Annotated in this window: 9 protein-coding genes; 1 reads left to right on the plus strand and 8 read right to left on the minus strand. The window is 51.2% G+C overall.

What is annotated here, in order from left to right:
• Positions 1 to 118: 118 nt before the first annotated feature.
• From ACDC99_RS01100 to ACDC99_RS01110, 3 genes are all read right to left on the minus strand, one after another.
• Positions 119 to 808 carry a SprT-like domain-containing protein gene (locus ACDC99_RS01100; RefSeq protein ID WP_022317405.1) on the minus strand — a complete coding sequence of 230 codons (690 nt, stop codon included), beginning with the start codon at positions 806 to 808 and terminating at the stop codon, positions 119 to 121.
• A gap of 26 nt (positions 809 to 834) precedes the next feature.
• Positions 835 to 1,683, minus strand: coding sequence for an Rpn family recombination-promoting nuclease/putative transposase (locus ACDC99_RS01105; protein WP_022317404.1), 849 nt, complete (start codon positions 1,681 to 1,683; stop codon positions 835 to 837).
• Between the two features lie 151 nt (positions 1,684 to 1,834).
• Positions 1,835 to 3,133, minus strand: a complete 1,299-nt coding sequence (locus ACDC99_RS01110; protein ID WP_082026260.1) for an NCS2 family permease — start codon at positions 3,131 to 3,133, stop codon at positions 1,835 to 1,837.
• Positions 3,134 to 3,293: 160 nt separating this feature from the next.
• On the opposite strand from ACDC99_RS01110, the gene hrpB reads away from it, so the two are divergent.
• Complete coding sequence (hrpB, locus tag ACDC99_RS01115; protein ID WP_370755450.1) at positions 3,294 to 5,792, plus strand: ATP-dependent helicase HrpB; 2,499 nt, start codon at positions 3,294 to 3,296, stop codon at positions 5,790 to 5,792.
• Positions 5,793 to 5,852: 60 nt separating this feature from the next.
• On the opposite strand, the gene ACDC99_RS01120 is transcribed toward hrpB, so the two are convergent.
• The 5 genes from ACDC99_RS01120 to surE all read right to left on the minus strand — a co-directional run bounded on the left by ACDC99_RS01120 (position 5,853) and on the right by surE (position 11,208).
• Positions 5,853 to 7,736, minus strand: a complete 1,884-nt coding sequence (locus ACDC99_RS01120; protein ID WP_044065487.1) for a heavy metal translocating P-type ATPase — start codon at positions 7,734 to 7,736, stop codon at positions 5,853 to 5,855.
• A 312-nt stretch (positions 7,737 to 8,048) separates the two neighbouring features.
• A complete protein-coding gene (locus ACDC99_RS01125; protein WP_044065488.1) occupies positions 8,049 to 8,480 on the minus strand; it encodes a Fur family transcriptional regulator in 432 nt (143 codons plus the stop codon).
• A gap of 16 nt (positions 8,481 to 8,496) precedes the next feature.
• Entirely contained in the window at positions 8,497 to 9,243 is a 747-nt protein-coding gene (locus tag ACDC99_RS01130) for a peptidylprolyl isomerase (RefSeq protein WP_022317399.1), read from the minus strand.
• Between the two features lie 29 nt (positions 9,244 to 9,272).
• A complete protein-coding gene (gene lpxB / locus ACDC99_RS01135) occupies positions 9,273 to 10,424 on the minus strand; it encodes a lipid-A-disaccharide synthase (protein ID WP_022317398.1) in 1,152 nt (383 codons plus the stop codon).
• 16 nt (positions 10,425 to 10,440) lie between these two features.
• On the minus strand, positions 10,441 to 11,208 hold the full coding sequence (surE, locus tag ACDC99_RS01140) for a 5'/3'-nucleotidase SurE (RefSeq protein WP_022317397.1): 768 nt from the start codon (positions 11,206 to 11,208) through the stop codon (positions 10,441 to 10,443).
• Between the last annotated feature and the right edge of the window lie 343 nt (positions 11,209 to 11,551).

An 11,551-nucleotide genomic window follows, 5' to 3' on the forward strand; every position in this document is an offset into this window, starting at 1 on the left:
TTCAGCCCTGATTATGATGGAAGTTTTTTGTGGTTGTTGCCTTGTCATGTCGTCATTGCCGCCTTGTCAAGTCATTATCGTTGTCTAAGTTGTCATTATTGCCGTTTCGTTGAGGCTCTTATCTGTTGCGGATTATTCTTTTGCCGTCGCATTCCATGCGTTCCGCATCGGCGAGATGACTCTTAAGAGTTTCTTCTTCGCATATCGAGACCTTAAGTGCAGAGGAGTTGGGAAACTGGTTGAAGAATGTGTCATTGCTCATATAGAGCTGTATTGCTGATACATCCTTTGCCGAGAGCACATTGTTGTAGTAGTAGGTTATCCGTTCCACGATTCTTGGCAACACCTTCACTCCTGTGCGTCCGTCGGTGAAGGTCACCACAGCCACCACATGCCATGACCGTCTGCCTTCCCTTGCCTGCTGTTTCTGCGTTTCCGTTGGTTTGTGTGATATGGCTATATGTCTGCCGAATCTGGCGTTTATGCCGTTCATCATCGTGCGGAACAGTCGTCCGTGGGCACTCGTGTCCTTCAGTTGGTTGCTGGCGATGTAGTAGTGTATCATCTCGTGTATGATAGTATCCTCCACTATTTCCTGCGGCAGGTCAAACCGTGTGTTGATGCGCAGCACGAAATCGTAGTTCACCACCTTGCCCATCAATCCGTTGCGTTTCTTCTTGAAGCAGCACATGCCGAGAAACCCTTTGGCGTTGCTAAGCCTTATGGGTATGTCGGGCAGTTTGCCGTCGAACATCATCCTGTTGTATTCGTCGAATTTCTCCTTGATGAATGGAATGGTTGGTGTCATGCGGTTGTGGTTGTTTGAAGGAGGATTTATAAGTCCTTAAGTTCGCCAATTGAAATTCCTGTCAATTCAGAAATCACTTCCATATCCATTCCTTTTGCAAGCATGGCACGGGCAATTTCTGCTTTTCCTTCTGCTTTTCCTTCTGCAAACTTTTTCTTTTCTGCAGTTTTGATTGCGTTTACGATGTCGCGATAAGCATTTACACTATCTTCGTATGATTTCAGTTCCTGTGGGTTGAACTTGGAAATTTCAGCTTGTTCAAACAGACGTGTGAACACACGCTCTTGTAACGAGGCGGGACGTTTCATTAGAGATGAGAGGTTTTTCAGTACAAACATCCATTTGTCATACATCGTTTCAAGTTCATTTTCTGTTTTGTCGAATTTGGGAATCTCTACATATACATACGTTAGTTTGTCATAGAAGACCTCTTTGGTGTCTGTTTCCATTAATTTCACTTCATGATGCCACCTCTTTGCGTTCTGCAAACCCTCTGCAAAGTTGAAGTTCAGCAATCCTATCGTATATACGGAATTGAGATGAAAGTCCCAATCTCCGCCACGTTGCGCTTGCTCTCGTATTGGAAATGTTGAATAATATATTGTTCGGTCTTTGAAGAACTCCTGATATACATTTTGCATCTCTACGATGAATTTTTCGCCTTTGTCATTCTCACAAAACACATCGAATACTGCACGCCTGGCGTCTATGCGGTCGCCGAGCTGTTCTGAGTTCAAGTAGGTAACATCCTTCACGTTCTGTTCTCCACGGAACAAAGCGTTGAGAAAACTTATCAGCAACTCTTTGTTGAATTCTGATCCAAACAATCTCTTGAATCCAAAGTCTGTATGTGGATTGATGTATCTTTCTACCATAATGCGGATTATTTTATCAGTGACAATACAAAGTTAAGCAAAATACTCCGAATGTGCAAATTACTTTTGTCATTCCTTGGTTCTTTATTTATAGAGACAATCACAATTCTTTATAATATAAAGCCTAATTGCCCGTCTGACCCGTTTGGGGTTAAATGAAAATGTATTTCATCACGAACAAGGCAGCGAGGATATAGAGCGTAGGGTTGAGCTTCTTCCAGTTGCAGCACAGGATGTTTATGGCAACGTATGCTATGATGCCGCAGAGAATGCCGTCGGAGATGCTGTATGACAGCGGCATCATCACGATGGTGATGAATGCGGGGATGGCTTCGGTGTAGTTGTTCAGGTCGATGTCTTTTATCGGCGACAGCATGAAGAGTCCCACGATGACGAGAACCGGAGTGGTGGCGGCAGCAGGAATGGCGAGGAAGATGGGAGCGAAGAAGAGAGCCACGACGAAGCAGAGAGCCGTGGCAAAAGCCGTTAGTCCGGTCCTTCCGCCCTGTGCCACACCAGCGGCACTCTCAACATAAGTCGTTGTGGTGCTTGCTCCCAGACACGCTCCAGCCATCGTCGCCACGGCATCAGCCATGAACGCTTTGTTCAGACCAGGAATGCGACCGTCTTTTCTCATCATGCCTGCCTTGGTGCATACGCCGACAAGCGTGCCCATGGTGTCGAACATGTCGATGAACAGGAACGTGAACACCACGATGGCCATGTCGATGGTGAAAATGTTGTGGAAATCAAACTGGCAGAAAATAGGTGCTATAGACGGCGGAGTGTCCATTATTCCCTGGAATTTCGTTATTCCCATCGGGATTCCTATCAGCGATGTGGCGAGTATTCCGATGAGCAATGCTCCCGGCACGCGTCTGGCAATGAGCACCGACGTGAGCACTATGCCTATCGACCCGAGCAATGCCGAACCGTGAGGCAGGTCGCCGATGGTGACGAAAGTGGCGGAGCTCTCCACTATGATGCCCGCATTCTTCAGTCCGATAAATGCTATATAGATGCCGATTCCGGCTCCTATCGCCCGCTTTATGGAAGCCGGTATGGAGTCAACGATAAGGGTTCGTATGCGTGTCATTGTGAGAATCACGAATATCAGTCCCTCGATGAGTATCGCCGTGAGCGCAAACTGCCATGAGTATCCCATGGTGAGACACACGGTGAACACGAAGAAAGCGTTGAGCCCCATGCCGGGAGCGAGTCCGAACGGCTTCTTGGCGTATATCGCCATCATCAGTGTTCCGATTATGGCAGCAAGAGCCGTTGAGGTGAACACGGCATTGGTGACCATGCCCTTGGAGGCGAGGACCGAAAAAATGCTTGGATTAACGGCAAGGATGTATGCCATCGTGAGGAAGGTGGTGATACCAGCCATTACTTCCGTCTTGATGTTGTGCTTCGCTGGATCGAAGCCGAAGAGTTTTTCTAACATTGTCGTTGTTCTTGATTCTTGTTTATTTAGCATGAATTGACTATTGTCTTTTGGGGATGAAAGATTATAAATATCAGGTTGCAAAATTATCAATAAAAGTTTGAAAACAATAATCATTACTATTACTTTTGCATGCAGAAGAAAATAAAAGATGATCTTGATGACTATAGACGACATAATATCCAGGTGTGCCACGTTGCCGGCTGCCGACATTGCCAAAGGAGTGAACAGAACGCTCGACGAGAACAATTCTCTCGTCGTCACGGCACCGCCGGGAGCAGGAAAGTCCACACTCCTGCCACTTACCATCATGGATGGGACTGCCGCCGGAAAGATAATGATGCTTGAGCCAAGACGCCTGGCAGCGCGACAGATTGCCGAACGCATGGCGGAGATATTGGGAGAACCCGTGGGGAAGACCGTAGGCTATAGAGTGCGTTTCGAGAGCCGCGTCTCTGAGGCAACGCGCATAGAAGTGGTAACTGAGGGGGTGTTCCTCCGTATGCTCGTGGATGACCCTACGCTCGACGGGGTGTCTGTAGTAATCTTCGACGAGTTTCATGAGCGTAGCATCAATTCCGACCTCGCACTTGCCCTCGTCAGACAGTCGCAGACTCTCCTTCGTGATGACCTGCGCCTCGTCTTGATGTCGGCAACGATTGATGCCACGTCGCTCTGCAATACATTGCATGCCCCGTTGGTGGAGAGCCAGGGAAGGATGTTCCCGGTTGAGGTGGTCCATGCTGACGACGACACCATCGCTATGGCATCCTCCCGTCGCAACGCCGACATTCCGCTTGCCGTGGCACGCATGGTGAGCAGGGCGCATAGGGAGAGCGATGGCGACATACTGGTGTTTCTGCCAGGACAGGCAGAGATACAGAAAGTGACAGACCTGTTGGGCGACTCTTTGCTGCCCACTGTCGTGATGCCCCTCTACGGCAACCTCTCGCCAGAGGCGCAACACAGGGCGATAGCCCCCTCTGTCGGGGGAAAGCGAAAGGTGGTCCTTGCCACGCCGGTGGCAGAGACCTCAATCACTATAGAAGGAGTGAGAGTGGTGGTGGATGCCGGACTGTGTCGCCGTCCGGTGTTCAATGCCCGCAGCGGACTCAGTCATCTTGATACCGTTGCAATAAGCAAGGATATGATGACGCAGCGAACGGGACGTGCCGGACGAGTGGCGGCGGGAACCTGCTACCGTCTCTGGACCGTAGCCACGGAGAACCAGCTTGCCGACCAGCGCCGGCCGGAGATAGAAGAAGCCGACCTCGCCCCGATGCTGCTGCAGGTGGCGGCATTCGGCGAGAGAGACATCCTTTCGCTGCCATGGATCACTCCACCGTCAGCAGGCAGCGTAGGCAAGGCGCAGCATCTTCTGAAACTCCTCGGAGCCGTGGATGCCGACGGAAAGTTAACCGCCATTGGAAAACAGATGGCTGCAATGCCCTGTCATCCACGTGTGGCAAGGATGATATTGGGATGCCGCACAAAGGAGATGAGAAGTCTGGCATGCGACATCGCCGCTATCCTCGAAGAGAAAGACCCGCTGACTGCCGAAGAGTCTGCCGACATTACGATACGTATAGGAGTGCTGCGCTCGTGCAGAAGCAAGAGGAACGTAGGCCGCTGGCAGCGCATAGCGATGATATCACGGGAATACCAGCGCATGACAGGAGCTACCGAAGACAATGCAGCCATCGATGCCGACGATGCCGGGCTGCTGATTGCCTATGCCTATCCGGAACGTGTGGCGATGGCAACCGACGATGTGGGAGGCTACAAGCTTGCCAGTGGCGACAATGCTTCGCTGTCTGTCACCGATGCCCTCTCGGCAAGCAAATGGATTGCCGTGGTGTCTCTCTATTCACAGAGCAACGGCGGACGTATATATCTTGCCGCACCGGTTGATGTGGAACAGATGGAGACAACTTCATTGGACAATGTTTCATGGAACTCAAAAGAGGGCATGGTGGTGATGCGAAGGGAGCAGAGAATCGGTAAACTCATCGTCGGCAGCAAACCGATACACGATGCCGACAAGGACAGGGTGGTGGAGATTGTGTGTGATGCCGTGAGGAAAGACGGACTGAGCATGCTGGACTGGAGCGATGATGTGGCGAGACTCCAGAACCGTGTGGCTGCCGTTGCCGCCTGGCATCCAGACATGGAACTGCCTGATATCTCAACTCCACACCTGATGCAGACGGCGGGCAGTTGGCTGCCTATGTATCTCGTTGAAGGCAGCAGAGTCATGACATCTGTGACAGAGATGAAAAAGCTGGACTTGAGAGACATCATCTGGGCAACGATACCATACGACAAGCAGCAGGAGATAGACCGGCTCGCTCCAGAATACGTCGTCGTGCCTACGGGCAGCAGGATACGCATCGACTATCGTCAGGGATCGGCAGCACCGGTGGTGAGCGTAAGACTGCAGGAATGTTTCGGTATGACGGAGACACCAACAGTGGACGACGGCAGACAACCGCTGCTCATGGAACTGCTTTCGCCGGGATTCAAACCGGTGCAGCTCACTCAAGACATTGCCAACTTCTGGCGTGAGACATACTTTGACGTGAGAAAAGAACTGAAGCGCCGCTATCCCAAACACTGTTGGCCCGACAATCCTTTGGATGCCAAGGCGGTGAAGAAATAAGAATCGGCATACAACAAAAACTCCCCCAACTGTCATTAGAACGTTTGGGGGAGTTGTATCTTACATCTGCTTCACCTTCAATGCCCTCATGGCATTTATCACGGCAATTACCGTCACGCCGACATCAGCAAACACCGCCATCCACATAGTAGCCAGTCCGAAAGCGGCAAGCACGAGTACGAGCAGTTTGATGAATATCGCAAACACCACGTTCTGCATGGCGATGGCTATCGTACGGCGTGCTATTCTTATCGCCGTAGCTATCTTCGACGGCTTGTCGTCCATAATCACTATGTCGGCAGCCTCTATCGCCGCATCGCTGCCGAGGGCTCCCATCGCCACACCCACATCGGCGCGTGCCAATACGGGAGCATCGTTGATACCGTCGCCAACGAAGACTATCTTCTTGTCAGCCGACTTACCTTTCATCACGCTCTCCATCATCTCCACCTTGTCGGCAGGCATCAGTTCGGTGTGGCATTCGTCGATGCCAAGTTCCTTGCCAACATATTCGCCCACCTCGTGCCTGTCGCCGGTGAGCATCACGGTCTTTTCCACACCAGTTTCCTTCAAGCGGCTTATCGCCTCCTTGGCATCATCCTTTATCACGTCGGTCACCACGATATGTCCGGCATACGTGCCGTCTACGGCAACATGGACGATGGTGCCCACCTTATGACACTGGTGCCACCTGGCACCGATGCTTTCCATCAGCTTGGAGTTGCCCACATACACGGTCCTGCCGTTCACTGTGGCCTTCACTCCCTTGCCGGCAATCTCCTCCACATTCTCCACGCGGCAACCGTCATCCTCATTGCCGAACGCTGTCTTCAGAGAAACGGCTATCGGATGTGTGGAATAGCGTTCCACATGGGCAGCGAGATGCAGTAGCTCCCGTTCGTCGAAATCACTTGGATGTATGGCCTCCACCTCGAACTTGCCTTTCGTCAGCGTGCCGGTCTTGTCGAACACCACCACACCGGTCTTTGCCAGCGTGTCCATATAGTTGGAGCCCTTGATGAGAATACCCCGTCGGGATGCTCCGCCGATGCCGGCGAAGAACGTGAGCGGAACGCTGATTACCAATGCACAAGGACACGAAACCACGAGGAAAGTCAGCGCACGGTTTACCCATACGGGCAGGGCGCAGAGATAGTCGTCGGATAAGAACGGTGGCAGGAAAGCCAGTGCCAATGCCACGTATACCACTATCGGAGTGTATATGTGGGCGAATTTGGTGATGAAGGTCTCGCTCTTCGACTTGTTCTCTCCGGCATTCTCCACGAGATCGAGAATCTTGCTCACCGTGGATTCACCGAAAGATTTCTCAACTATCATCTTTATCACGCCCGACAGGTTGACGCAGCCTGAGCATATCCTTTCGCCCACTCCAGCGCTCCTCGGCATGCTCTCGCCGGTGAGAGCCATGGTGTTGAGGCTTGTCTCGCCCTCGGTTATCTTGCCGTCGAGAGGGATCTTCTCGCCAGGGCGCACTATGATTGTCTCGCCCACTGCCACTTTTCCGGGATCTACAACCTGCGTTTTGCCGTTTCTCACTACGTTTGCCGTGTCGGGGCGTATCTCCATAAGGTGTGAGATGGACTTGCGGCTGTTGTCCTCGGCGTAGTGCTCGAATAGTTCGCCCAACTGGAAGAAGAGCATCACAAACACCGCTTCGGGGAATTCAGTCTCTGCTCCCGGCAGAAAGCCTATGAGCATAGCTCCGATGGTGGCTATACACATCAGAAAATCCTCGTCGAACACCTCGCCCTCTCTGATTCCCTCTATAGCCTCACCGATTACGTCGTAGCCGATGAGAAGGAATGGCACGAGATAAACCAGCAGCAGTTGCCACACCTCGAGCCCCATTGTCTTTTCTATTGCCACGGCAATGACGAGCAACACCGCGGTAAGTATGATTCTTGTGAGTTTTTTCTTGTCCATATCTATATGTTTTAATATTTTCTTAGTCTGTAGCTTTCCATTAAGCGAGAATCGTCGTTTGGAATCAAAGGTAAGCAATGCGGATAAAGAATGTATTTGACTGATAGCCGTATCGCTTTTGTTCGTTTGCAAAGGTATGGCAATTGTGTTGCAATCGGGTTGCAAAGACGACATGGAGTATAAAAAAGACATGCGCCGAGACTTTGTGAATCCCGGCGCATGCTGAAAATGCTGTATGATATTCCTTTATGATATTCCTGCAGTCTGTGGGCAATTCTTCATGCCCTTCTGCTGTCAGTGTGTGGCAGTAGGCTATTGGTTATGATTCTTGCGTCTGCATTCGGCACATTCTCCCTTGACCACGAATGACAGGGAGTGGGCGTAGAATCCGTCGGGCAGCGGGATGTCGTGGATGTGTATGTCGTCGAGACAGAACGAGCGCTGGCACGATTCGCAGTAGAAATGCACGTGGTTGTCGCTTTGGCTGCATTTGCCGTCACTTCTGCATAACTCGTAGTTGAGGATGCCGCGTCCGTCTTCGAACGAGTGTACGACGTCGTGCTCCAGAAACAGTGTGAGCACACGGAAGATGCTCGACTTGTCCATCGACAGGTTGAGCCGCTCCATGTCGGCAAGGCTGACGGGGTGGTCAGACTCTTCCAGCATGCGATATACCAGTATTCTGTTTGCAGTAGCCTTTACGCCCTTATGTCCAAGTTTCGTTATTATCTCTTCTGCCGTCATCTCACGATATCTCCTTTTATTCCTCCACGATTTCCACCGTCATGCTGATGTCCTCCACGGGGCGGTCGGCACGCGATGTCTCACAAGCCTGTATCTTCTCCACTACGTCGAGTCCCTCGGTCACTTCGCCGAAAACGGTGTATTGGTTGTCGAGGAACGGTGTGCCGCCGATGGTGGTGTATGCCTCACGCTGCTCGTCGGTGAATGTGGGCTTTCCCTTCTCCATGCTTATGGCCTTGGTCTCTGCCACGAGCTCGTCTTGCAGTTCCTGCAGTCCGGCGCGGTCGCGGTTGCGTCGCAGTTCCATTATCTTGTCGCGGTTCTCGCGTGCGAGCTGGTTGAATATCGTCTGTTCCTGCTGCATCTCCATCTGTCTTTCCATCTGCTGCAGTTCCGATTTCTTGTAGGTCTTTCCCCAGACGATATAAAACTGGCTTCCGCTGCTCTCGCGCTCCGGGTTCACCTCGTCGCCGAGACGGGCGGCGCTCAGCGCACCACGCTTATGGAAGAGCTGCGGATACACGAACTCTGCCGGTATGGTATAGTCCGGTCCGCCGGTTCCCAGATTCTTTCCTGCCGGTGCACCTTTGCTGTCGGGGTCGCCGCCTTGGATCATGAAATCCTTTATCACTCGATGAAACAGAGTTCCGTCGAAATATCCTTCCTTGGCGAGCTTTATGAAGTTGTCGCGATGTTTTGGGGTCTCGTCGTAGAGGCGCACGAAGATGTCGCCTAAAGTTGTTGAAATTTTAATGTCAGCCATTATATATGCTTTATGTTTCTTTTGATTGCCTAGTCCCTCATGCCGAGGTCCCATATTATGTTTGCTGCGTTCTCGGCCGCCTTTTTCTCTCCGAGCGATTCTCTGATGCCGGCATATCCCTTGAGCATTGCCTGTCTTGGCTCGCCGTCGGCGATGAGCTGCTGCAGTTCGCTGGCGATGTTTTCTTCGCTGAAGGAGTCTGCCACGAGTTCTTTCACCACCGGTTTGTTGGCGATGAGGTTTACCAGTGAAATATATTTCACTTTGAGCAGATGCTTCTTGAGGAAGGCGATGACTTTCGGGATGGGAGTCTTGTAGCATACCACCTGCGGCACGTCGAAAAGTGCCGTTTCGAGAGTTGCCGTACCGCTTGTCACCGCTGCCACACGGGAGTGTGACAGCAGTTGGTAAGTCTGTCCGAACACTATTTTCACGCTGTCGTCGCCTTTCGTGAAGGTGTCGTAGTATTCCGGCGAGATGCTTGGTGCTCCGGCTATCACTATCTGGTATATGTCTCCAGCCACCCTCTTCGCCGCCCTTATCATGTATGGCAGATTGTCTTTGATTTCCTGTTTTCTGCTTCCGGCGAGCAGGGCTATCACCGGTTTGTTGCCGTCCAGCTCGTTTCTGATAGCGAAATCAGCAAACGGCTCCTTGTATTCCTCCTTGAATTCCGCCACCTCGTCGGCAGTAGGGTTGCCCACGTAGTGGATAGGGTAGTTGTGTTTCCTTTCATAGAAATCCACTTCGAATGGCAGGATAGAGAACATCTCGTCCACATCGCGCCGTATGTTCTTTATTCTGTATTCTTTCCATGCCCATATCTTGGGTGAGATATAGTAGTATACCGGTATGCTCGTCTTGGCATGAATATATTTGGCGATGCTCAGGTTGAAGCCGGGATAGTCGATGAGGATAAGCACGTCGGGGTCGAACTCCACGATGTCTCTCTTGCAGAGCGCCATGTTCCTGAATATCGTCTTCAGGTGTAGCAATACGGGTATGAATCCCATGTATGCCAGTTCCTTGTAGTGTTTCACCCTTGCTCCGCCTACATCCGCCATGAGGTCGCCTCCGAAGAATCTGAACACCGCCAGCGGGTCTTTCTCCTTTATCGCCCTCATCAGTCTTGAGGCATGCAGGTCGCCGCTCGCCTCTCCAGCTATAAGATAGTATTTCATTCGTTTCTCCTTGTCGTTACAGGTCCCAATCGCTGATTTTCTGCATCGCAGAATAAGCCGTAGTGTCTATCGTTGTTGGCGTTATGGCAGCGTATCCGTGGGCGAGAGCCCATTCGTCGGTGTCTGTCGCTTCCGGTTCCGTGTCGCGGAACTGTCCCACCATCCAGTAGTAGTCGTATCCTCTGGGATGTCTTTCCTTCACCAGTTCCTTCTCCCAGATGCCGTTGCACATGCGGCACACCTTCGTTCCCTTTATCTCGGGGGTGTCGGGGAAGTTCACGTTCAGACACACGTTCTTTGGCAGCCCGTCCTCCAGCACTCGTCCTGTGATGATCTTTATCAGTCGTGCGGTATTGCTGAAGTCAGCGTCGGGTGAATAGTTGCACAGAGAGAATGCCACGGATGGTATTCCCTTCATGCATCCTTCCCTTGCCACACCCATCGTACCGCTGTAATGGCTGTTCACCGAGGCGTTGTCGCCGTGGTTTATGCCGCTTATCACGATGTCCGGCATGCGGTCGCATATCTGGTCGATGGCGATTTTCAGGCAGTCCACCGGTGTTCCGTTGCATGCCCACACCTGCAGTCCCGGTTCTTCCCTTACGAGTCTGAGTCGGAGAGGTTTTTCGGATGAGAAGGCGCATGAGAATCCCGATCGTGCCGATTCCGGAGCGCACGCTATGATGTCGCCGAATCCCCTGACGTATTCCAGCAGGCTGTTTATGCCTTTGGCGGCAAATCCGTCGTCGTTGGAGATTAGGATTAATGGTCTTTTTTTCTTCATAAAAACACTAAGTTGCAACTTATTTGCTGCAAAGATAATGCAAACCGAGCGCAATACAAAATGAAAGGCTAAAGACTTTCATTTTTATTGTCGAGATGCCGCTTATCTTATCCAAAGATAATGCAAAAATCCGATTGAGCGAGAGAAATGGGAATATATTCACATTTCCGAGCGTGAGGATTTTATCAAAACCGAGTGGAGAATACGATTTCATTGATAATGAAATCTTCAGAATCCATTTATTTTTTATCCTGAGGTGCCGCTTATCTTATTCACAGATAATGCAAAAATCCGATTGAGCGAGAGAAATGGGAATTTATTCACATTTCCGAGCGTGAGGATT

Origin of the sequence: Prevotella pectinovora (assembly GCF_041323955.1) — a bacterium.
Classification (GTDB): domain Bacteria; phylum Bacteroidota; class Bacteroidia; order Bacteroidales; family Bacteroidaceae; genus Prevotella; species Prevotella pectinovora.